Annotated in this window: 19 protein-coding genes; 11 read left to right on the plus strand and 8 right to left on the minus strand. The window is 60.1% G+C overall.

Annotated elements, in window-relative coordinates:
• Positions 1-131 precede the first annotated feature (131 nt).
• Both I2I05_RS05570 and pth read left to right on the plus strand, forming a co-directional pair.
• Positions 132-704, plus strand: a complete 573-nt coding sequence (locus I2I05_RS05570) for a 50S ribosomal protein L25/general stress protein Ctc (RefSeq protein ID WP_196281231.1) — start codon at positions 132-134, stop codon at positions 702-704.
• Positions 705-837: 133 nt separating this feature from the next.
• Entirely contained in the window at positions 838-1,404 is a 567-nt protein-coding gene (gene pth / locus I2I05_RS05575; protein ID WP_196281232.1) for an aminoacyl-tRNA hydrolase, read from the plus strand.
• 74 nt (positions 1,405-1,478) lie between these two features.
• Here pth and metG read toward each other — a convergent pair whose 3' ends face one another.
• Positions 1,479-3,521, minus strand: coding sequence for a methionine--tRNA ligase (gene metG / locus I2I05_RS05580; protein ID WP_196281233.1), 2,043 nt, complete (start codon positions 3,519-3,521; stop codon positions 1,479-1,481).
• A gap of 232 nt (positions 3,522-3,753) precedes the next feature.
• Here metG and I2I05_RS05585 point away from each other — a divergent pair, with 232 nt between their 5' ends.
• Positions 3,754-4,521 carry a hypothetical protein gene (locus I2I05_RS05585; protein WP_196281234.1) on the plus strand — a complete coding sequence of 256 codons (768 nt, stop codon included), beginning with the start codon at positions 3,754-3,756 and terminating at the stop codon, positions 4,519-4,521.
• A gap of 146 nt (positions 4,522-4,667) precedes the next feature.
• Here I2I05_RS05585 and I2I05_RS05590 read toward each other — a convergent pair whose 3' ends face one another.
• The 3 genes from I2I05_RS05590 to msrB form a co-directional block, all read right to left on the minus strand.
• Positions 4,668-5,066 carry a hypothetical protein gene (locus I2I05_RS05590; RefSeq protein ID WP_196281235.1) on the minus strand — a complete coding sequence of 133 codons (399 nt, stop codon included), beginning with the start codon at positions 5,064-5,066 and terminating at the stop codon, positions 4,668-4,670.
• Positions 5,067-5,123: 57 nt separating this feature from the next.
• Positions 5,124-5,927 (minus strand): DUF3050 domain-containing protein, encoded by an 804-nt coding sequence (locus I2I05_RS05595; protein ID WP_196281236.1) that lies wholly within the window; start codon positions 5,925-5,927, stop codon positions 5,124-5,126.
• A 156-nt stretch (positions 5,928-6,083) separates the two neighbouring features.
• Positions 6,084-6,635, minus strand: coding sequence for a peptide-methionine (R)-S-oxide reductase MsrB (gene msrB / locus I2I05_RS05600; protein WP_196281237.1), 552 nt, complete (start codon positions 6,633-6,635; stop codon positions 6,084-6,086).
• Positions 6,636-6,874: 239 nt separating this feature from the next.
• On the opposite strand from msrB, the gene typA reads away from it, so the two are divergent.
• Both typA and I2I05_RS05610 read left to right on the plus strand, forming a co-directional pair.
• Positions 6,875-8,686 carry a translational GTPase TypA gene (gene typA / locus I2I05_RS05605; protein WP_196281238.1) on the plus strand — a complete coding sequence of 604 codons (1,812 nt, stop codon included), beginning with the start codon at positions 6,875-6,877 and terminating at the stop codon, positions 8,684-8,686.
• Positions 8,687-8,784: 98 nt separating this feature from the next.
• Positions 8,785-9,300, plus strand: coding sequence for a DUF6630 family protein (locus tag I2I05_RS05610; RefSeq protein ID WP_196281239.1), 516 nt, complete (start codon positions 8,785-8,787; stop codon positions 9,298-9,300).
• 3 nt (positions 9,301-9,303) lie between these two features.
• Here I2I05_RS05610 and I2I05_RS05615 read toward each other — a convergent pair whose 3' ends face one another.
• Positions 9,304-10,125 carry a TrmH family RNA methyltransferase gene (locus I2I05_RS05615; protein WP_196281240.1) on the minus strand — a complete coding sequence of 274 codons (822 nt, stop codon included), beginning with the start codon at positions 10,123-10,125 and terminating at the stop codon, positions 9,304-9,306.
• Positions 10,126-10,207: 82 nt separating this feature from the next.
• Between I2I05_RS05615 and I2I05_RS05620 the strand changes: the two genes are divergently transcribed.
• The 6 genes from I2I05_RS05620 (at position 10,208) to I2I05_RS05645 (ending at position 17,669) form a co-directional block, all read left to right on the plus strand.
• Positions 10,208-11,698: a sensor histidine kinase gene (locus I2I05_RS05620; protein WP_196281241.1), complete on the plus strand. Its 1,491-nt coding sequence runs from the start codon at positions 10,208-10,210 to the stop codon at positions 11,696-11,698.
• A gap of 100 nt (positions 11,699-11,798) precedes the next feature.
• The gene (locus I2I05_RS05625) at positions 11,799-12,209 is read left to right on the plus strand and encodes a response regulator (protein ID WP_196281242.1); all 411 of its coding nucleotides are present in this window, start codon (positions 11,799-11,801) and stop codon (positions 12,207-12,209) included.
• 198 nt (positions 12,210-12,407) lie between these two features.
• On the plus strand, positions 12,408-13,388 hold the full coding sequence (locus tag I2I05_RS05630; RefSeq protein ID WP_196281243.1) for a hypothetical protein: 981 nt from the start codon (positions 12,408-12,410) through the stop codon (positions 13,386-13,388).
• 132 nt (positions 13,389-13,520) lie between these two features.
• On the plus strand, positions 13,521-14,285 hold the full coding sequence (locus tag I2I05_RS05635) for an endonuclease III domain-containing protein (protein WP_196281244.1): 765 nt from the start codon (positions 13,521-13,523) through the stop codon (positions 14,283-14,285).
• Positions 14,286-14,290: 5 nt separating this feature from the next.
• Positions 14,291-14,566: a DUF167 domain-containing protein gene (locus tag I2I05_RS05640; RefSeq protein ID WP_196281245.1), complete on the plus strand. Its 276-nt coding sequence runs from the start codon at positions 14,291-14,293 to the stop codon at positions 14,564-14,566.
• A gap of 589 nt (positions 14,567-15,155) precedes the next feature.
• Positions 15,156-17,669: a cation-translocating P-type ATPase gene (locus I2I05_RS05645; protein WP_196281246.1), complete on the plus strand. Its 2,514-nt coding sequence runs from the start codon at positions 15,156-15,158 to the stop codon at positions 17,667-17,669.
• 72 nt (positions 17,670-17,741) lie between these two features.
• Here the strand turns inward: I2I05_RS05645 and I2I05_RS05650 are convergent, their stop codons facing one another.
• The 3 genes from I2I05_RS05650 to I2I05_RS05660 all read right to left on the minus strand — a co-directional run bounded on the left by I2I05_RS05650 (position 17,742) and on the right by I2I05_RS05660 (position 21,233).
• Positions 17,742-18,902: a glycosyltransferase family 4 protein gene (locus I2I05_RS05650; protein WP_196281247.1), complete on the minus strand. Its 1,161-nt coding sequence runs from the start codon at positions 18,900-18,902 to the stop codon at positions 17,742-17,744.
• 159 nt (positions 18,903-19,061) lie between these two features.
• Positions 19,062-20,264: a threonine synthase gene (locus tag I2I05_RS05655; RefSeq protein WP_196281248.1), complete on the minus strand. Its 1,203-nt coding sequence runs from the start codon at positions 20,262-20,264 to the stop codon at positions 19,062-19,064.
• Positions 20,265-20,327: 63 nt separating this feature from the next.
• Positions 20,328-21,233, minus strand: a complete 906-nt coding sequence (locus I2I05_RS05660) for a LysR family transcriptional regulator (RefSeq protein ID WP_196281249.1) — start codon at positions 21,231-21,233, stop codon at positions 20,328-20,330.
• Positions 21,234-21,283: the final 50 nt, after the last annotated feature.

Consider the following 21,283-nt stretch of genomic DNA (forward strand, 5'->3'; position numbering starts at 1 on the left):
CTAAGGCAAGGATAGCGAGGCAATAGCAGGCCTTAGCTTTTAATTCCCAATCCCTTCCCGTACCTTTGCGGCCCGTTTGCCACCAACTCCGGCGGCAAACGGGCCATTTTTCATCCCCAAAAACCACTTTTATGAAAAGCCTCGAGATTGTAGGGTTTAAAAGAGCGAATCTCGGTAAAACGGACGCCAAGGCATTGCGCCTCGACGCTCAAGTACCGTGCGTATTGTATGGCGGCAAGGACACCGTGCACTTCTCCGTGCCCGCTATCCTGTTCCGCGAATTGTTGTACACGCCGGAGGCACACATTGTGGACCTGAACGTGGAAGGCACCATGTACAAAGCCATTGTACAGGACGCCCAGTTTCACCCCGTGAACGAAATGCTCCTCCACGTTGACTTCCTGGAACTGGAAGAAGGCAAAGAGGTTAAAATGGACATCCCCGTAAAATACGTTGGCGTTTCGCCCGGCGTATTGGCCGGTGGCAAACTGGTGAGCAAGCTGCGCAAAGTGCGCGTGCGCGCTACGATGGACAACCTCCCCGACTACGTGGAAGTGAACATCGGCGGCATGGAACTCGGCAAATCCATCAAGGTAGGTGCCGTGGAGCCTAAGGGCTACACCATCCTGACCAGCGCGGAGGCCCCCATTGCTACCATCACCATCCCACGTGCGCTGAAAGGCGAACTGGCCGCTGGCAAGTAATTATTGCTCGGCCGAATTATTCCCATTGCCTGAGAATAATTCGCACAAATAGAAAAGCCGCTCCAATTTTGGGGCGGCTTTTTAGTTACCTCAAATTGCTTCGGGCGCAGGCCCGCAATTTCTATTCGATTGTATGAAGTTTCTGGTTCTTTGCCTGGGCAACATTGGCCCCGAATACGCCGACACACGCCACAACATTGGGTTTATGGTGGCGGATTACCTGGCCGCTAAATTCGACGCGCCTCGCTTCGAAATTGGCCGCCACGCCTTCGTAACCGAGTTCAAACACAAAGGCCACGCCTACACACTGGTGAAGCCCACCACCTACATGAACCTGAGCGGCAAAGCGGCGTCGCACTGGTTGGCCACGCTCAAGGTGCCGGTAGAAAACATGCTGGTGGTGACCGATGACTTGGCCCTCCCCTTCGGGAAGCTGCGCCTAAAAGGCCAGGGCTCCGCGGGCGGCCACAACGGCCTTAAGGATATACAAGCCACGCTGAGTAGTGATGTGTACGCCCGGCTGCGCTTTGGCGTGGATGCCAATTTCCCCAAAGGCCGGCAGGTGGATTACGTGTTGAATCCGTTTTCGGCAGACGAATTAATTGAATTACCGACCCGCATTGAAAAAGCAGCCGAAGCCATTTTAGCATTTGGCGCTCTGGGATTGGACCGGGCCATGAATGTGGTGAACGTGAAGTAATTCACGAAAACAACACTGCATAAAAAAGCCCGTCTGCGAATTGCAGACAGGCTTTTTTTTCACAAAAAAACTACTTACACTACTCCGCTGCCGTTGCGCACGGCTTTGCTGGGCTGCATTAGGGCCAGGCTGCCGTCGGCATTTTCAGCCATCAGGAGCATGCCTTGGCTTTGGATGCCTTTAATTTCGCGGGGTGCCAGATTGAGCAGCACTTGTACTTGCTGGCCAATTAGGGCTTCCGGGATGAAGTGCTCAGCGATGCCGCTCACGATGGTGCGTTGCTCCAGGCCGAGGTCGATGGTGAGCTTTAATAGCTTTTTCGTCTTGGCTACTTTCTCGGCGGCTACGATAGTACCGATGCGCAAATCCATCTGGCCGAATTCATCGAACGAGACGTCGGCTTTGGCGGGCGTTACGGGCGTGTTGGCCAGCTGGTTTTCTTTTTTGGTATCGAGCAGCTTTTGCACTTGTGCTTCCACGGTGGCGTCTTCAATTTTGGCGAAGAGCAACGCCGCCTCACGCAATTGGTGGCCCGCAGGCAGCACATCCGAACGCCCGGCACTGGCCCAATTGCCCAGTTCGATATTGAGCATGGTGGCCAGTTTCTGGGCCGATTCAGGCAGGAACGGCTCTAGCAAAGGCGCCAGCGCAGCGGCGATTTGCAGCGCCACGTGCAACACCGTGCCAGTGCGCGCCACGTCGGTTTTTATGAGGTGCCAAGGCTGGGTTTCGGCAAGGTATTTATTACCGAGGCGCGCTAAATTCAGCACTTCCGCTAGTGCATCGCGGAAACGGTAATTTTCAATTAGCTCTCCAACCTTAGCGGGAAATTCAGAAGCTTGCGCCAAGGTGACCCGGTCGAAATCTTCCAAGTGGCTTACCGCTGGCACCTTGCCGTCGAAAAACTTATGCGTTAAGACTGCGGCACGGTTAATGAAATTACCGAGCGTGGCAACTAATTCATTGTTGTTGCGGGCCTGGAAATCTTTCCAGGTAAAGTCGTTGTCCTTGGTCTCGGGAGCGTTGGCGCACAGCACATAACGCAGCACATCGGCTTGGCCGGGAAATTCAGCCATGTATTCGTGCAGCCACACGGCCCAGTTACGAGAAGTGCTAATTTTATCGCCTTCCAGATTTAGAAATTCGTTGGCGGGCACATTATCCGGCAAAATAAATTCGCCGTGCGCTTTTAGCATTACCGGAAAAATAATGCAGTGGAAAACGATGTTGTCTTTGCCGATAAAATGCACCAGTTTGGAGTCGGCGTCTTTCCAGTATAATTCCCACTCGTCGGGAAATGCCTCTTTGGTGGCTGATATGTAGCCGATTGGCGCATCAAACCACACGTAGAGCACTTTACCATCGGCGCCGGGTACTGGCACGGGCACACCCCAGTCGAGGTCGCGCGTGACGGCGCGGGGGTGCAGGCCCTGGTCAATCCAGGATTTGCACTGGCCGTACACGTTGGTTTTCCAATCGTTTTTATGGCCTTCAATTATCCATTCGCGCAGCCAGGGCTCGTATTGGTCGAGGGGCAGAAACCAGTGCTTGGTATCGCGCAAAATGGGTTGCGCACCGCTGAGCATGCTGCGCGGATTAATTAATTCGGTGGGGCTGAGCGACGTGCCACACCGCTCGCACTGGTCGCCGTAGGCATTTTCATTGCCACAATTCGGGCACGTTCCTACGATGTAGCGGTCGGCCAGAAATTGCTGCGCTTGCTCATCGAAATACTGCTGGGTGGTTTGCTCAATAAATTGCCCAGCGTCGTTCAGCTTGGTAAAAAAGCTGCTGGAAACCTCAGCGTGCGTAGCTGATGAAGTGCGCGAATACACGTCAAACGACACCTTGAAATCGCGGAACGAATCGCGAATTAGGGTGTGGTATTTATCAACGACTTGCTGCGGCGTCACGCCTTCTTTTTGGGCCCGAATGGTAATTGGAACGCCATGCTCGTCAGAACCGCAAATAAATTTGACGTCGCGACCAGCGGAGCGCAAATAGCGGACGTAGATATCCGCAGGCAAATAAACCCCGGCCAAATGCCCGATATGCACGGGACCATTGGCATATGGCAAAGCAGCGGTAACAGTGTAACGCTTAGGTATATGAGACATAATTAGCAAAAAATTAAAGCCCGATGCAAGTCGTGTTTTTTTATTTATAAAACACGACTTGCATCGGGCTTTGCAAAGAAACAACAGAAAAAACGCAGAATTTAATCAACAAAAAAACGAGGCAAGCCGTTTGACACGTAATTCATTTTATATTTGAGGAAATTGGATTAATACTCTTGCACAAAAGACAGTAATGCACTGCCTTCACAGCCTTCAATAACCCTTCGTTCAAATGAAAAAACCTGCTTCACCAAAACAGACGGAAAAACGTGCGAAACGCACGCCGGAAGAAAAATCGGCCCGCAAATCAGCCAAGAAAGCCGGTCGTGCGGCAACTCTTCTCAACGATGACCGCGACGATAATAAGGCTCGCCAGAAGAAGACCCTGAAGACCGCTGCGAAGCAACTGCAAAAGGAGCTGAACAACCGCATGAACGAAGTGGTGTCTCGCATCCGCAAAGAAACGAAGGCCAAGCTGAAGGAAGTGGTGAAGGAAGCCACGCGGCGCCTCGACGGCGACACGGAGCGCATGTTTGAGCAAGCCCTGCACACCATCGTGCGCCACTACGATTCCGTGGCAGGCGGCACCAGTGCTACAACGGCGGACTCCACCACCGAAGCCACTGCCAGCCCCGCCACCACGGCAGCCCGCAGCAGCAAAAAAGGCCAAACGCTGAACAAAGACGGCACGCCACGCAAGGCCCGCGCCGCAACTGCCGATGAGGCATCGGAAGGCGCCGCAACCGCCACCGAAGCGCCCAAGAGCTTGGGCCGCAAGCCCGGCACCGCAGCCGCGAAAGCACCCTCGGCCAGCAGCCGGGGCCGCAAACCTGCCGCCACGGCCAGTGCAGCCCCCGCCCGCCGCGGCCCCAAACCGGGCACGCCCGCTACGGGCGCCCGCCGGGGTCCCAAGCCCCGCACACAAGCCGCGCCGGCCCCCGAAACTACCGACGTGATGAATTCGGCCGATAGCCCCAGCACCGGCGAAGTAAGCGCATAGCAACTCGTCGCAAGCCCCAAGTGCATTAGGCCCAAAAAGCCCGCCTCCAGCGAATCGGAGGCGGGCTTTTTGGGCCTAATGCAGTCGCGTTTCAATAAAGCAACAACGAACCGCTTGGCTGGTTGCCGTTCTACTGGAAACATCCCCTACGGCTTGCGAACCGGCGTTTCAACGGGCGGGTCGTAGCTCAGGCGCCGAATGCGGGTTTCGGGCGAAGTATTGTTGGGGTCGTCGGTATTTACATTTTCGATGCGCTTCTGCCGGTTGATGTCGGCGGCTTGGTTGCCGAGGCGAACCCGGTTAGGGGTGGCATCGGGCACGGAAGAACTGGTTCCGCTGCTGTTGTAGATGGCACGGCGGTCGGCATCGGTGTTCACTTCAGCAGGCACCGCGGGTGCGGCGGTTGGCGCCACGTCCCGGCGGGCACCGCTTGAAATGGCGCCCGGTGTGGCTCTTTCGCTCGATTGTTCTGTGGCCGTGCAGGCCGATAGCCCAAGGCCCAAAGCCAGCGCCGTGTAACCAATAAAAAAACGGGGATTCCTCATTGCCGTTAGCTGAAAAACAGTCGGAACAGACTGCTTGACTTCAAACGAGGGCAACTGCTATGTAGTTCGAACAAGTTGCGCCACGCGGCTTTTGCCGGGGCTAATGCCGTCCCAGAGCACCATGCGGGCTTCCAGACATTGAATGGTGACGTGCTGGCAGTCCAGCCAGCGGTCGGGGTCGTCGGCGCACAACTCGCGCACCATTTGCTGGGCCAGGGGCGCGTGCACTTCTTCATCGAGTTGAATGTGCCGGTCGAGGTAATAGGTAAAGGTGTCGAGCTGGCCCGGAAACCGGGTGCGCAATTCGCCCACCAGTTGCCGAAACATGGCCGGAATCAGGTCTTCGCGCCCAAAGGTGAAGGCGGCTGCCACCGCATGTGCCTGCCCGGAACGGATGATGGCAAACGTTGTCTCGACAAACTGCCGCACCGAATCCGGTGCCTGCGCCGCATCCAAGCCCTGTGAAACCGTCCGGCCCGCGTTCACGGCGGCTACCAAGCGCCTAATTGGCGCCGTGTCGGCGCCGCACTCTTCCATGGCCCGCACGTACAGCTCGAAGTGGCTCATAGGCTGGCCGTGCAGGTCAACATCCGATTCTTCCTCCAGCACAATCTCGTTGATGAGGCGCCGCGTGGCCGGATTGGCCGTTGGCACCCATGGCACCTTCACGCACGTCAACTCCCGTTGCAACGCTTTGAGCAGCGACATGAAATCCCAAACGGCAAAAACGTGGTGCTCCATGAAACGCCGCAAATCGGCCAGCGTTTGGAGGCGGTAGTACAGGCTATTATTGAGCAACAGGCGGCGCGTGTGCGCTACTTCTTGCTGGAGAAACGCAACGGGGTCGGAAACAGTGTTCATAAACTCAGGCCGTTTAAAATAGAACCTTTCCACTAACTGCTTTCACTGCCCATCTTTAGCAAATGTTTTGAATTCAGCCAAGGGACATAAACGAAAAGCCCCCCGACGCGGATTGTCGGGAGGCTTGCATTTGTGAATTTTCTGAAAAACGACGGGCTACTTCTTCTTTTGAAACACCAGCGCGTTGCCGTCCATGCAGTAGCGCTGGCCGGTGGGCTTGGGGCCGTCGTTGAAGACGTGGCCGAGGTGGCCGCCGCACTTGGCGCACACAATCTCGTCGCGGCTCATGCCGAAGGTGTCGTCTGAGGCCACCTTCACGCTGGTAGCCGTGGCGGGCGCGAAAAAGCTGGGCCAACCAGTGCCCGACTCAAACTTGGTGTCGGAATAAAAAAGCAGGTTGCCATCGGCGGCGCAGTAGTAGCTGCCGGCGGCGTGGTTGTCGTGGTATTTGCCGGTGAAGGGGCGTTCGGTGCCTTTCTCGCGGAGGATGTAATACTGGTCGGGCGTGAGGGCCTTTTTCCATTCGGCCTCGGTTTTGCGCACCGGAAATTCGTCGGGTTTGCCGGTCACCACTTTGGGCTGAAAGTAGGTTTTGCCAGCTGTGGTACGGGCCGCAGGAGCCGTATTGACGGCTACATCGCGCTTTTGCGAGCAGGCCGAATTGAGCGTGAGGGCCGAAACAACTAATAATAAAACGGGGAAACGCATGGTCGGGGGTGAGGTGAAATTCAGTTGCCCAACATACGAGACGGGGCTACGGTTCGGTCTGCGGGGCTGGCGAAAAGCCGGCGGGAACCTTACGCCCCGGCTAATTGATTTAGGGCGACAAGCTTGGCTGCGCGACGGCCAGCGCAGCGCCTGCTTCGGCTGGGTGCTGAGTAAGAGTTGACTACCACAAGGCTTTACGCCTTTTTATCCGTACCTTTGCACCCGCAAAAACAACCCATATGGCCAACAATATTCGGAACATTGCCATCATCGCTCACGTTGACCACGGCAAGACGACCCTAGTGGATAAGATTATCCACGCATCTAAGATTTTCGACGCCCACCAGCAGTTCGACGACCTCATCCTCGACGACAACCCCCTGGAGCGCGAGCGTGGCATTACCATCGTTTCCAAAAACGTATCGGTACGCTACAACGGCACCAAAATCAATATCATCGACACCCCTGGTCACGCCGACTTCGGCGGTGAGGTAGAGCGCGTGTTGAAGCTGGCCGACGGTGTATTGCTGCTCGTGGATGCCTTCGAAGGCGCCATGCCGCAGACCCGTTTCGTGCTCGGCAAAGCCATTGCCCTGGGGTTGAAGCCCATTGTGGTGGTGAACAAAGTGGACAAGGAAAACTGCCGCCCCGACGAGGTGCACGAGCAGGTTTTCGACCTCATGTTCAACCTCGGCGCTTCGGAAGACCAGCTTGATTTCGTGACCTTGTACGGTTCCTCGAAACAAGGTTGGATGAGCACTGACTGGAAAGTGAAGACCGACAACCTGATTCCGTTGCTCGACGCGGTTATCTCGTCGATTCCGCCCGCACCGACCTTGGAAGGCACGCCCCAGATGCAGATTACCTCGCTCGACTACTCGTCGTTCGTGGGTCGTATCGCCATCGGCCGCGTGCACCGCGGCACGCTGAAAGAAGGCTCGAACATGAGCCTGATGAAGGCTGACGGCAGCATCAAAAAAGTAAAAATCCGCGAGCTGCACGTATTTGAAGGCCTCGGCCGCGTGAAAGTTGATTCGGTAAGCAGCGGCGAAATCTGCGCCGTGTCGGGCATCGAAGGCTTCGACATTGGTGACACGCTGGCTGACGCTGACAACCCCGAGCAATTGGAGCGCATCAGCATCGACGAGCCGACGATGAACATGCTGTTCACCATCAACAACTCGCCGTTCTTCGGCAAAGAAGGCAAGTTTGTGACGTCGCGTCACTTGCGTGACCGTCTCTTCAAAGAGACTGAGAAAAACCTCGCCCTGCGCGTGGAGGCGACCGACAAAGAGGATACCTTCCTCGTCTTCGGCCGTGGCATTCTTCACTTGTCGGTACTCATCGAGACCATGCGTCGCGAAGGCTACGAGCTACAGGTGGGCCAGCCCCAGGTGCTGTTCAAAGAAGACGAAAACGGCAAGCGTACCGAGCCCATCGAGCTACTCGTGGTGGACGTGCCCGAGGAATCGGCCGGTAAAGTAATCGAGCTGGTGAGCATGCGCAAAGGCGAAATGACCATCATGGAGCCCAAGGGCGACTTGCAGCACTTGGAATTCACCATCCCGTCGCGCGGCCTGATTGGCCTGCGTAACAACGTGCTGACTGCCACTGGCGGCGAAGCCATCATGAACCACCGTTTTGTGGATTATGAGGAGCACAAAGGCCCTATCCCCGGCCGGATTGCTGGTTCGCTGATTTCGCTGGAAACCGGTGCTGGCACCGCGTACACCATCGACAAGCTGCAGGACCGTGGTTCTTTCTTCGTGGACCCAGGCGAGGAAGTGTACGGCGGCCAGGTTATCGGCGAGCACACCCGCCCCAATGACCTGACGGTGAACATCCAGAAGGGCAAGAAATTGACCAACATGCGTGCTTCGGGCACCGATGACAACGCCAAGATTGTTCCCAAGCGTCAATTTTCGCTGGAAGAAGCCATGGAATACATCCAGAAGGATGAGTACCTGGAAGTGACGCCGAAGTCGATTCGGATGCGCAAGATTCTGCTCGACGAAAACGAGCGTCTGCGCTACGCCAAGCAGGCTGACTAAGCTTCAGCACAGCTGTTTTTACAAAAAAGGCGCGGCAATAGCCGCGCCTTTTTTATGCGTTACTTTCACAGAACGGTTCTCCGGTCATCGCTACTCCCATGAATCAAGCCGCCTTAAATCAGTTTGTCCAAATTTTTACCCTTGAAGACCAAGCGGCTGCCCAGCGGGTGAGCGAGCGGCTTGCGCTGGTGCTAAGCAACCCAGAGAACTACCTGGGCGCCTACGAAGAAGAGTTGGCGGAGCGCGGCATCTTATCGGCGCTGCCCCCGCAGGAGCTGCGCGACATTGCCCTCATCGATGCCCTGTTGATGGAAGACCTGGCCTGGGAAAGTGACTGGGTGGATACCGCCCCAGCCATTGCCGAAGGCCTGAACGACATACTGGCGCGGCAAAACCGGACTCAAACCCTGCTGCCCAACACCCTCATCGGCCGCCGCGAGCCCGGCCCCGAGCAGCTCGACACCGTGCAGGATGCGTTGGAGAAAATTGGGCTGGCGCTGGTGCTCTTTACGCTGGATAGTGACTCCTACCCGCTGGGCATAGTGGCCGAAGCGGACGTGGAGCAGGTGCGCAGCCTGGCCAAAGAATTAGGGTTCGAGTTGGTGGTGTATTAACCCTTAGCCGCGCTGCCGCACGGCCTCAAAAGTGAGCACGGCCGTGGCCACGCTCACATTCAGCGAGTCGATGCGGCCGCGCATGGGCACGATGATGGTTTCGTCGCAGGCTTCGCGCATCTGCGGGGTCAGGCCATCGGCTTCGGTTCCCATCACCAAAGCGGTGGGGCCGCGGAAGTCGCATTCGGTGTAGGTGCGGGCTTCGGGCGCGAGGGCGGCCGCATAGGTGCGAATGCCTTTCTCCCGCAGAAAAGCCAGAATATCGGCCACCGGCGCAGCCACCGTGGGCACCGTGAACACGCAGCCGATGCTGGCGCGAATAACGTTGGGGTTGAATAAATCGGTGCGCGGGTCGCCGATGAGCACGGCATCGACCGGAGCGGCGTCGGCGGTGCGGAGCACGGCGCCGAGGTTGCCGGGCTTCTCCACGGCTTCGAGCACGATGATGAGCGGGTTGGGCGGCAGTTGCAAGTCGGCCAGGGTGCGGGCCGGTGTGCGCAGCACCGCCAAGATGCCATCGGAGCCTTCGCGGTAGGCCACTTTCTCAAACACCGGGCGCGTCACTTCAAACCACTCGGGTGCCGGAGCATTTCCGGCAAAAAGGCTTTGCAGGGCCGAAAGACCGGCCTCGCCGGCCAGCTCGGGGCAGGAGTACACGGCGGCCACGGCCACGCCGGCTTCTACTGCAATGGTGAGCTCGCGCAGCCCTTCCACCAGCGTGAGGCCCAGGGCGCGGCGCTCGGCCGATTTTTGCTGCAGGCGCAGCAACTGCTTGATGCGCGGGTTTTGGGGGCTACTGAGGCGGTCGGAAGGAACAAATGGCATGGCCGCGAAGATACGGGCGCCGGGCCCGCGCCCAACCCTGGTGCCGGCCCAAGCGTAGGGCGGCGCACTACCTTCGCACCCAATGAAATCGAAAATTGACCCTAAAATTATTGGCGGCCTGGCCTTGGCCGTGGGTATTTTGTTGCTCACGGCGGCGGCTTCGTTCTGGAGCATTCGCGGGCTGAGCGTGCAAACCAAGCAGGTGGAACACACCTACCAGGTAATGCAGGAGGTTTCCAACGTGACGGCAGTGCTCAAAGACGCGCAGGCTGGCGTGCGCGGCTACCTCCTCACCGGCGACACGGCCTACCTGCGCCCCTACAGCATGGCCACCGGGCAGCTGCCGGCCAGCCTGCGCCGCCTGGACGAGCTAACCGCCGACAATTCCATCCAACAGGCGCGCCTCGATTCGCTGCGCAATTTGGTGGAGCAGGAATTTCGCATTCTGCGGCCGCTGACCGAGGTGAATAACTCCATCAGCAAGTCGACCATGCAAACACTGCTCGACACCGACCGCCAAACCCTGCGCCAGGTACGAACGCTATACAACCGCATCCAGGAGCAGGAAATGGCTCTATTGGCCCAGCGCAGTGCTTCCCAGGAGTTGTTTGAGAAGGCCACGCCCATTGTGGTGCTTATTTCGGCGGTGCTGGCGGTGCTGATTGTGGTGTGGCTGGTCATAAAAATTGTGCAAGAGTTGGCCGACAACCGCCGCTTGCAAGACGAGCTGGCCGCTATTAACGCGGAAGTCAGCCGGCGCATTGCCCAAATCCGGCAGTTGGCCGAGCAGGTTGTGCAGGGCGACTACACCGTGAAAATCACCGATTCGGCGGCCGATAACCTCGGCGGCCTGGCCACGTCGCTCAACCGCATGACCCAAACGCTGGACTCCACCTTCAGCGCCTTGGAAAAACGCAACCAGGAACTCGACCAATTTGCCTACGTGGCCTCGCACGACCTCAAGGCGCCCCTGCGCGGCGTCACCACCATCGTGAAGTGGATTGAGGAAGAGCTGGCCGCCGAACTCTCGCCCCAGCTCCGCACCTACGTGGGCCAGATGAAAGGCCGCCTGAGCCGCCTCGAAGACCTGATAAACGGCTTGCTGGCCTACGCCCGGGTGGGGCGCACGGCCCAAACCGCAACCTCCGTCGACGTAGCGCAGCTCCTGGACGAAGTGGCCGAGCTGGTAGTGCCGCCCGATTTCACGCTGCACGTCGGCCCCAACATGCCCACCCTCGTGACGGACCGCCTGGGCTTGCAGCAGGTATTCACCAACCTACTCAGCAACGCCGTGAAATACCACCAGCGCGGCGCCGGGCACTTGGAAATAACCGCCCGTGACGCGGGCCGCTTCTACGAGTTCCGGGTGCAGGACGACGGGCCTGGCATTGCGGCCGAGTACCACCAGAAGATTTTTCTGCTTTTCCAAACCTTGCGCGACCGCCACACGGCCGAGAGCACCGGCATCGGCCTAAGCATTGTGCAGAAAATAATTAACGAGCACCAGGGCCGAATCCGCGTCGAATCGAGCCCGGGCCAGGGAGCCGGCTTTATCTTTACCTGGCCAAAGTAACCCCGCTCCTGGGAACCCATTTTCGGGGTTTTGGCTTTGACAGCACCGACGGCCTCTCAATAGGTTCGGAGCTGACCCGCCCCTCTTTTTCCTTCAGTTCATGCGTTCGGTTTTACTAGTCGAAGACGATATTTTTGATACGATGACGGCGGAGAAATCCTTTGCCAAGTTCAATGTCCCGCACCAGCTCCGCACCGCTTTCAACGGCGAAGAAGCGCTGGACCTGCTGCTGGGCCGCAACGGCGCCGAGCCCATTCGCCCGCTGCCGGAAGTGATTTTGCTGGACCTGAACATGCCCCGCATGAACGGCATCGAATTCCTGACCGAACTCCGGGCCAATGCCGATTTGCAGCACATTCCGGTGTTCATCACCACCACTTCCAGCATGGACGTGGACCGGCTGGACGCCGAGCGGCTGGGCGTGAGCGGCTACATCCTCAAGCCCCTCGACTTCGAAACCAGCACCGACCTGGCCGATAGCCTGAGCCTGCTGGAAAAGCTGCTCAACTAGCGCCCCCCCCGCCGCAGGGCCACCTTGGCCGGCCCCAAACCCCGGCCGTGGGCCAAATGCGCACGGCGTTGAGGGAATTTACACTTCCTACCTTTCGTTTGCGTTTCTGCTCCGCCGCTGGTCATTTGCACGCTTTTTGATGCGGAGCTGAGATATTTGCCGCACATTGGTTCTTTGTTTAGTCCCATGGTCCTTCCGATGAGAATTTTCGTGCTTTTTCCGGCTTTGGTTGCTGCGTTGCTGAGCGGGTCTGCGGCCCAGGCACAGGACGAGCCCCCCCGCCAGCTGGGCGCCCCCCCGTCCCTACCGCCGCCCGCGCCCCGCCGAACCGACCCGGCGCCCCGCCAACTGGACACGGTGCCCGTGGCTCCGCCCGATACCACCCGGCGCGCAGCCGTTACCACGCCCCTACCCGGCCCCATGGCGGCGCCCGCGCCCGTGTATGCCCCTACTCCCGCTGGCCAACTGCCGGGCTCTAATAACCGCCCGACCCGCTTCCAAGTGGGCCTGAAAAACGGGATGGTGTACAACGCTTTCGATGTGGAAACGAAGACGCCGCTGTTTGGCCGCTCGTACCTTTTGCTGGATGGGCAGCGCCGGTTCGACCTCACCGAAGTTGGTTTTTACGAAGACGAAACCGGCCACTACGTACGCACCAACCTCCCCGGCGCAGCCCGAGAAACCACGCTGCGGCGCGAAAAAACCGGCCGTATTAGCCTGTATTCCATCACCACGACGCAGTACAACTCCGGTCCCGGTGGGTTTGGCTACCCCGGCATGGGCGGCTATGGCATGGGAGGCTACGGGATGGGCGGCTTTGGCCGCTACCCCTACGGCGGCTACCGCACGGTGAAAACCGAGTATTTCTCCAAGGACAACGGCCCCATCCAAAACCTGAGCACTCGCAACCTCATGCTCGCGACCAACGACAATGCCGGCGCCCAGCAGCTGCTCGCCGAATCGCGGCGCTACCAGCGCGCCACCGTGGGCAGCTACATTTTGGGCGGCGGCCTGCTGGCAGCGGGCATGCTGCAAACCCTGCGCCCTGCCGATAACGGCCGGTCCATATCGCCGCTCATTTACGTGGCTATTCCGGTGCTCATAGTTCCCATTGTGCTGCAAGGCAAGCAGGCCAACAACCAGCGTCAGGCCATTGCGCTCTACAACGCGGCGCGGTAAGGCAACCACTGCAATCAATGAGATCAAAAAAATGGAAAGGCAGAACTCGCAAATGCGGCGTTCTGCCTTTCCATTTTTAGACTAAGCTCGGTCTGACGCAACCCCAAGGTCCGCCAAACGCGTAGTCCGGGCATGAAGCTCACTGCCGCGACTATTTCTGCTGAAGCCTTGGCCATCGACTTTGCCACCCGGCAAGCCAAAGCATTGCTGGTGCACGAGCGGCTTTGCGCCGAATACGGCGCGCCGTTCCGCTTCTTCAGCACCAAAGACCCGCTCAGCGAACTGGTTAGCGCCCTGCTTTCGCATCGGACCAAAAACGCCGATTCGCACCGGGCCTACCAGGAACTGCGAAAGACGTTTCCCACGTGGGAAGCCGTGCTGGAAGCGCCGGTGGAGGCCGTGCAGCACGCCATTCGGGCCTGCACCTGGCCCGAGCAAAAGGCCCCGCGCATCCAAGCCGTGCTGCGCGAAATCAAAGAGCGTTGCGGCACCGACGCGCCCTGCTCACTGGATTTCCTGGCCGAAATGCCCATTCCCGAAGCCCGCGCCTGGCTGGAAAGCATCACCGGCGTGGGGCCCAAAACCAGCGCCGCCACCCTCCTTTTCAGCTCGCTGCGCATCCCGGCCATGCCCGTGGATAGCCACCATCACCGCGTGGCCCAGCGCCTGGCCCTGATTGGGCCGAAAGTGGGTGAAGGACCGGCTCATAAGCTGCTGGAAGCGCTGCTGCCACCCGGCTGGGACGCCCAGCAGGTGTACGACCACCACGAGGCGCTCATGTTTCACGGGCAGAAATGCTGCTACTTTAGCGCGCCCGCCTGCCACCGCTGCGTGGTGCTGGACCAGTGCCCGTTTGGGCAGGCCCGGCTGGCGCCACCGGCTGCATCCTTGGAATAACCCGCATGTTTATCCTCCACCTGCGCGCCAAGCCGGGGGCCAAAACCACGGTGCTGCAAGTCGCCGCCGACGGCACCGTAACTGTGCGGCTGAATGCACCGGCCCAGGATGGCAAGGCCAATGCGTGCCTTCTGGCATATCTGGCTGAGGTATTTGGCGTGAGCAAAAGCAGCATAGAACTACTGAGCGGGCATACTGCCCCGTTCAAGAAAGTCCGCATCGACGGCATAGACGAAGCGGCGGGCCAAGCAGTACTGGCGCGGTTGCAGGCCGCAGCTTAGCCCCACGGTGCCTGAGGCCCGTCTGCTAGTCGGCATTTTTCTGCCAGTTCCCTCTGCCTATCAAAGACGGCTGGAATTGAGCAGCCCGGATGATATTCGCAAACGTGCATGCCGCGGAAACGTCCCCTTGCTCACCTGCGGCAGTTTGAAATATGGCGGTTTATAAGGAGCGCAGCAAGGGCGTGTCGGTGCCAGACGAGCTTACGGCACATAAACACTATTATATATTGACAGTCAATACGCTGCCAGGGTCTGCCTTGCGGAATATTAGCCTCGCTGATGATTTTGGTCATGTTTTCCATCTAGTTAGGGGCTGACCTTGCACTCCACTACAGGGGGGACAGTGAACTCGGACGCTCTGGCTGCGCTAGGCGCTACCGGCCCAGGCTGCACAAGCCGGCGCGCCTATGCGGACTCCTGCCGTGATACGCAAAAAATCACCTGCTAATGCTCCGAAAAAGCCTTCCTACCTCCACCCATCCAGTGTTATTATATCATTGAATTTAAAGTTTTTGCCTTGCGAAAACCGAATTATTCACTGCCGGGAAAAGATGGTGTGCTCTTCCAATACTATTAGACCCTAGCTGCAATGCAACCTCTGCCACTCGCCACCAAAGGCCTCCACAGCGAAGCCGTGGTCCGCTCCCGGGCTGCCAACGGGCGCAACGTTTTTGCTGCGGCTAACTCCTCCGGGGGGTTGATGTTGGTGAAGGAGGTCGTAACCGAGCCGATGTTTTTGCTACTGCTGGTGGCTTGTGCCCTCTACTTCAGCATGGGCCAGGTGGCGGAGGGCGTGACGCTGGTAGTGGCTCTGCTGCTGGTAGCGGGCATTTCGGTGTACCAAAGCCTGCGGAGCGACCGGGCGTTGCGTGCCCTGCGCGAACTCACCCAGCCCCGGGCCCAGGTGTGGCGCAACGGCGTGCTGGCCCCGGTACCGATCGAAGAGTTGGTGGTGGGCGATGCCGTGCTGGTGGAAGAAGGCGGGCGCATCCCGGCCGACGGCACCGTGGACGCGGCCAACGACTTTGCCGTGGACGAGGCCATCCTGACCGGGGAGGCCGTGCCGGTGACCAAAATGGCCAACAGCCTCATTTACGCCGGCACCAGTGCCGTTTCCGGCAGCGCTTGGCTCACGCTCACGGCCGTGGGCGAGGGCACCGAACTGGGCCGCATCGGCCACAGCCTGGAGGCCATCACGCCCGAAAAAACTCCTTTGCAGCGGCAGGTAGCGCAGTTTGTGGGGCGCATGGCCTGGGTGGGAGCCGGTGCCTTTGCCCTGGTGTGGGGGGTGAACTACGCCCGCTCCGGCGACTGGGCTACGGCCCTGCTGTTCGGCCTCACGCTGGCCATGTCGGTGCTGCCCGAAGAAATCCCGGTGGCCTTCAGCAGCTTCATGGCCCTGGGGGCGGCCCGCCTGAGCCGGGCCGGAGTGCTCACCAAACAGCCCCAAACCGTGGAAAGCCTGGGCTCGGCCACGGTGATTTGCGTGGACAAAACCGGCACCATCACCCAACAAGGCATGCGGGTACGCCAACTGTACGACGGCGCCACCGATGAGCTGAGCACAGTGCCCGGCGCGCTGGCTGATACCGCCACTACCGTGCTAGCCTACGCTCGCTGGGCCAGCGAAACCACGCCGTTTGACCCCATGGAAAAGGCCATCGTGGAGGCCTTTGCCGCCAGCGAGCCCGGCCCGGCCGACGACGCTGTGCTAATTCACGAATATCCGTTAGCTGGCACCCCGCCCATGATGACGCACGTGCGCCGCCTCCCCAACGGAACTGTGGCGGTAGCTGCCAAAGGCGCCGTGGAGCATATCCTGGCGGTGTGCCGGCTGAGCACCAAGCAAGCAGCCCGGGTGCGGGCGGTGGCCCTTCAGCTGTCGGGGCAGGGCTTGCGGGTGCTGGGCGTGGCCCGGGCCGATGCTCCGTCGGGCGGTTACCCCGCGGAGCAGGACGATTTCAACTGGTCGTTTCTGGGTTTGGTGGCGCTTGAAAATCCGGCCAAGGAAAACGCGGCGGCCGTTATCAAAACGTTTGGCGATGCGGGCATTCAGGTGAAGATGATAACCGGCGATTTTCCCGAAACGGCGCAGGCCATAGCCCGCCAAGTGGGCCTGGCCGGGGCCGACACTCTGCTGACGGGCGCCGACGTGCTGGCCATGGACGAAACGCGGCTTCGGCAGCGCGTGGCCGGCACGGCTGTGTTTGCCCGCATGTTTCCGGAAGCCAAGCTGCGAGTAGTCAATGCCCTCAAGCACAACGGCGAAGTAGTCGCCATGACCGGCGACGGCGTGAACGATGGCCCCGCCCTCAAAGCGGCCCACATCGGCGTGGCTATGGGCCGGCGCGGCACCGAAGTAGCGCGGCAGGCCGCCTCGCTCGTGCTCGTGAACGACGACCTGAGCAGCATGGTAACGGCCATCGCGCAGGGCCGCCGCATCTACCAAAACCTCAAAAAGGCCATTTCCTACATCGTATCCATCCACATTCCCATCATTCTCACGGTGGCAGTGCCGCTGCTCGCCGGCTGGCCGCTGGCCAACCTGCTGGGGCCGGTGCACGTCATCTTTCTGGAGCTGGTGATGGGCCCGACCTGCTCCATTGCCTTCGAGAACGAGCCCGCCGAGGCCTCCCAGATGTGCGAGCGGCCCCGCCCGCTCACGGCCACTTTTCTGGGCCGGCGCGAGCTGGGCCGCAGCGTTGCGCAGGGACTGGGCATAGCCCTGGCCGTGCTGGGCGTGTACTACATCGCCATGCAGCAGGGCCGGCCCGCGGCCGAAGTGCGCACGCTGGTATTTGCCACGCTGGTGCTCAGCAACATTGTGCTTACGCTGGTGAGCCGGTCCTTTTCGCAATCGTTCGTGCGCACCATTGCGGTTCCCAACCGGCTGCTGTGGCTGATGCTGGGCCTCACGCTGGGACTGCTGCTTGGGAGCTTGTGGGTGCCCGCGGCGCAGCGGCTGTTTGATTTTGCCCCCGTGGGCGCCGCCGACCTGGGCTGGTGTGCCCTGGCGGCGCTAATCGGCGCGGGCTGGCGCGAGGCCTACAAGCTGCTGAAGCCTGGCCTGGCCCATCAATTTCCCAACTGCGGCTTTGCCTAATAATGGGTGAGGCCAGCGGGCAACGTGCCGTTCGGCTTCTCCTGCCTGGCGTGACGCCCTTTCACACTGGGCCTATGCGAAGAGCGAATGCAGCACCTCTTCAGTCAGCACGCACTGTTGCTGGTGCGAATAGGTAGCCAGGGCCGCTGCTTTGGCCGCTTGGCCCAGTTGCGCTGCCAATTCTGGGTGCAGCAGTCGCTCGATAGCAGCCTCAAATGCGGCTTCATTGCCCAACGGAAACAGTAGGCCGGTTCGGCCATCAGCCACGATTTCGAGAGTCCCGCCGGTGGCCGAAGCCACCACGGGCAGCCCGGTAGCCATGGCCTCGATGGTGACCATGCCGTAGGTCTCGTTGGTGGAGGCGGTAATGGAAATATCAAGGGCTCGGTAAGCAACCTCGGGCTGCGGGGTGAAGCCACGTACGTGCACCGCATCGGCAAGGCCCAGCTCCTGCACCCGCGCCAGCACCGCTTCCCGGTACTCGTTGCCCTCATTGCGCGTCGATTCACCAACAAACAGTAACTGGAGCTGAGGGTATTGGTTGCGCAACTTAGCTACCGCCTCGACGACAAATGCTTGGCCTTTTCCTTCATCAAAGCGCCCAATCAGGCCCAGTAGCACGGCATCGGGCGGCAGCACCAAGTTGAGTTGGGCGCGGGCCTGCGCCTGGGTTGGGCCGGCGTGTGCGAATTTTTCCAGCTCAATTCCCAAGGGCACCACGTGCAGGCGTTCGGCCGGCAGGCGGGTTTTCTCCCGCACCTCGCGGGCTAGCTGCTGCAAGGGAGCGAGCCAGGCATCGAGTGCGCGGTAACGCAGGGTGTGCACCAGGCCCCGCTTGGCCAGGCCCAACTGCATGTGCTGCTGGTACACCAGCCGGATTTGGGGGAGGTAGAGCGTTTTGCACAGCACAGCCATACCCAGGTCGCCGTTGCGAGTGACAATGAGCGCCCGGGCGCCAAAATCCCGCAGAATTTTAGCCAAACGGCCAGCGGCCGGAACATCTGCCGCTTTCCAGGGATTGCGCAGCAACACAACGTCCATCTGCATTTCGGTGGCCCGGGCCGCAATGGGCGAATCGGGCAGGTTGATAAGCTGCACCGGCCAGCCGCGCTCCCGCATCCAGTCCGCAAAGCGGACGGTGTTCAGCTCCAGCCCGCCCCAACTGCCCGATAAGCACAGCAGCGAGATGGGGAAAAGCGCGTCGGGCGAGGCAAAGGTTGCAGCAGATTTCACGGTGCGAATTACGGGACCGACGACGCAGTACCGACTGTTTTAGCCGGAAAGTACCTGTTAACCCTAATCGGTTGCCTGAGTTAGACCGTCATGCTTCGACTCCGCTATGACGGTCTAATAAGTACTGCGAAAACCTACGCCCTTGCCGCGGGCAGCGGGCTACCGTGCGGCGCGGCCGGCTACGTTGTCCATGTATTTCTGGCCGTTGCCGGTGTTCAGGAGCAGAATCTTCTCGTCGCGGTGCAGCCAGCCGGTGGCTAGCAAGTGGCGCGTGGCCATCCAGACGGCGGCGCCTTCGGGGGCTACGAATAGGCCTTCCTGTTGGCCGAGGTCGCGCATGCCGGCCAGCATGTCTTCCTCGCTCACGCTCACCACGGTGCCGCGCGACTCGCGCAGCACGCGCAGCATCATGGCCTCACCCAGGGGGTGCGGCACGGCCAGGCCATTGGCTAGCGTCGCGCTGCCCTGGTAGCTGTGGCAGTTGGGCTGGCGGCCGGCGTAAGTTTCGAGCAGCGGGCAGCAGTTTTTGGCTTGCACGGCCACCATGCGCGGCAGCGGGGTTTCGGGCGCCAGCCAGCCCAGGGCCTGCATTTCCTTGAACGCTTTCCAGATGCCGATGAGGCCGGTGCCGCCGCCGGCGGGGTAAAGCAGCACGTCGGGCAACTGCCAGTTGAGCTGCTCGGCAATTTCGTAGCCCATGGTTTTCTTGCCCTCGAGGCGGTAGGGCTCTTTCAGGGTAGAGATGTCGAGCAGGGCGCCGTCGGCGTTGCGCTGGCGCACACGGGCGCCGCAGTCGCTGATGAGGCCGTCCACCAGCTCCACTTCGGCCCCGTACCAGTAGCATTCTTCTTTGAAGGCCTGCGGGGTGTGGCGCGGCATCACCACCACGGCCCGCAGGCCGGCGCGGGCGCAGTAGGCTGCCATGGCCACGCCAGCATTGCCGGCCGTGGGAATGATGCAGCCGTCCACGCCCAATTCTTTGGCTTTGGAAATGGCCATGCTAAGGCCGCGCGCTTTAAACGAACCGGTGGGATTTTGGCCTTCGTCCTTCAGCCGAAGGGAGGACAGCTCGTAGCGCGCGGCCAAGCGCGGCAGGTTCAGCACGGGGGTCATGCCTTCGCCCAGGGTCACTTTGTTTTCGTGGTGCAGCAAGGGCAGCAGGGCCCCGTAGCGCCACATCGACGTATCGGCTTGGTCGATGACGTCGCGGCTCAGGGGTTCGTGCAGGTCGTAGTCGGCCACGAGGGGCAGGCTGCAGCAGATGGATACGCGCTGCAGGTCGAAGGCGGAATGCTCCGCGCCACAGGCCGAGCAGTGCAGCGCGACTAACCGCGAAAGGGATTCGGAGGCTACCAGTTTCATGAGGCAAAGTACGGGCGCGGCCCCGCCGTAGTATGCCTTTTTGGGATGGGATTTTGGAATAGGCTATGCCTTATTCGAATAGTAGCGCTTGGTAAAAAGCAGAAAATCCTTGTAGGGCGCGTTGTTCTCGGTGCCCTTGCGCTGAATGAAATTAAACTCGCGCTTCAACGGGAAATTCCTGATTTTCACTTCCGAGAATTCGCCCGAGGCCAGCTCTTTCACCACCGCCTGGCGGGGCAAAAAGGCCAGGCAGGTATCTACGCGTACAAAGTTTTTGAGCGCCTCCGTGCCGCCCATGCGCACGCGCACCGGCAGGGCCGCCAGCTTGATTCGGTGCCGCGCCAGGGCTTCTTCGAGCACGGCCAGGGTGCCGGAGCCGTCTTCGCGCAGGGCCAGCGGCGTGGTTAGCAGGTCGGGGACTTCGAGGGTGCGGGTTTCGAGGGGGTTGTTGGCGGCGCACACGGCCACTACGTCGTCGGTGAGCAAGGGCGTGTAGGTCACGTTGCTCACCTTGTGAATGCCTTCGATGATGCCCAGCTCGATTTCGTGGTCGAGCAGGGCCCGCAGGATGTTGTCGGAATTGCGGTTTTTGAGGCTGAGCTGGCGGTTGGGGTGGCGGCGCAGGTAGGCCGACACCACGGGCGGCAGCACGTAGAGCGAAATGGTGGTGCTGGCCCCGATGAGCAGGTGCATGCTCGGCGCGAACTCCGTGCTCAGCTCGCTCATTTCCTGGTGCAGCTCCTGCTGCAGCTGCTTGGCCTGCAGGAGCTTCTGGTAGAGCTTCAGGCCGGCCGGCGTGAGCTGAATGCTGCTGCCCAGGCGCTCAAACAGGCCGGTTTTGTAGTGTTCTTCCAGCGCCTTCACCTGCTTGCTCACGGCCGACTGGCTGATGAACAAGGCCTGGCTGGCCTTGGTGAAGCTCAGACGCTGGGCCACTTCCAAAAAGATTTCGTGCGGATGGGAGAGCATAATGCCGCGAAGCTACTGCGATTCGCGAAGCTGGCAGCGGCCCGGCATGT

It is taken from the genome of Hymenobacter jeongseonensis (genome assembly GCF_015694725.1).
Lineage (GTDB): Bacteria > Bacteroidota > Bacteroidia > Cytophagales > Hymenobacteraceae > Hymenobacter > Hymenobacter jeongseonensis.

What these genes read in the sequence shown, in the direction of transcription:
- I2I05_RS05590 (WP_196281235.1), bottom strand. Translation starts at nt 5,066, where the DNA reads ATGAGGAATCCCCGTTTTTTTATTGGTTACACGGCGCTGGCTTTGGGC.
- I2I05_RS05635 (WP_196281244.1), top strand. Translation starts at nt 13,521, where the DNA reads ATGAAGCTCACTGCCGCGACTATTTCTGCTGAAGCCTTGGCCATCGAC.
- pth (WP_196281232.1), top strand. Translation starts at nt 838, where the DNA reads ATGAAGTTTCTGGTTCTTTGCCTGGGCAACATTGGCCCCGAATACGCC.
- typA (WP_196281238.1), top strand. Translation starts at nt 6,875, where the DNA reads ATGGCCAACAATATTCGGAACATTGCCATCATCGCTCACGTTGACCAC.
- I2I05_RS05630 (WP_196281243.1), top strand. Translation starts at nt 12,408, where the DNA reads ATGAGAATTTTCGTGCTTTTTCCGGCTTTGGTTGCTGCGTTGCTGAGC.
- I2I05_RS05645 (WP_196281246.1), top strand. Translation starts at nt 15,156, where the DNA reads ATGCAACCTCTGCCACTCGCCACCAAAGGCCTCCACAGCGAAGCCGTG.
- I2I05_RS05585 (WP_196281234.1), top strand. Translation starts at nt 3,754, where the DNA reads ATGAAAAAACCTGCTTCACCAAAACAGACGGAAAAACGTGCGAAACGC.
- I2I05_RS05620 (WP_196281241.1), top strand. Translation starts at nt 10,208, where the DNA reads ATGAAATCGAAAATTGACCCTAAAATTATTGGCGGCCTGGCCTTGGCC.
- I2I05_RS05640 (WP_196281245.1), top strand. Translation starts at nt 14,291, where the DNA reads ATGTTTATCCTCCACCTGCGCGCCAAGCCGGGGGCCAAAACCACGGTG.
- msrB (WP_196281237.1), bottom strand. Translation starts at nt 6,635, where the DNA reads ATGCGTTTCCCCGTTTTATTATTAGTTGTTTCGGCCCTCACGCTCAAT.
- I2I05_RS05655 (WP_196281248.1), bottom strand. Translation starts at nt 20,264, where the DNA reads ATGAAACTGGTAGCCTCCGAATCCCTTTCGCGGTTAGTCGCGCTGCAC.
- I2I05_RS05625 (WP_196281242.1), top strand. Translation starts at nt 11,799, where the DNA reads ATGCGTTCGGTTTTACTAGTCGAAGACGATATTTTTGATACGATGACG.
- I2I05_RS05595 (WP_196281236.1), bottom strand. Translation starts at nt 5,927, where the DNA reads ATGAACACTGTTTCCGACCCCGTTGCGTTTCTCCAGCAAGAAGTAGCG.
- metG (WP_196281233.1), bottom strand. Translation starts at nt 3,521, where the DNA reads ATGTCTCATATACCTAAGCGTTACACTGTTACCGCTGCTTTGCCATAT.
- I2I05_RS05615 (WP_196281240.1), bottom strand. Translation starts at nt 10,125, where the DNA reads ATGCCATTTGTTCCTTCCGACCGCCTCAGTAGCCCCCAAAACCCGCGC.
- I2I05_RS05610 (WP_196281239.1), top strand. Translation starts at nt 8,785, where the DNA reads ATGAATCAAGCCGCCTTAAATCAGTTTGTCCAAATTTTTACCCTTGAA.
- I2I05_RS05660 (WP_196281249.1), bottom strand. Translation starts at nt 21,233, where the DNA reads ATGCTCTCCCATCCGCACGAAATCTTTTTGGAAGTGGCCCAGCGTCTG.
- I2I05_RS05570 (WP_196281231.1), top strand. Translation starts at nt 132, where the DNA reads ATGAAAAGCCTCGAGATTGTAGGGTTTAAAAGAGCGAATCTCGGTAAA.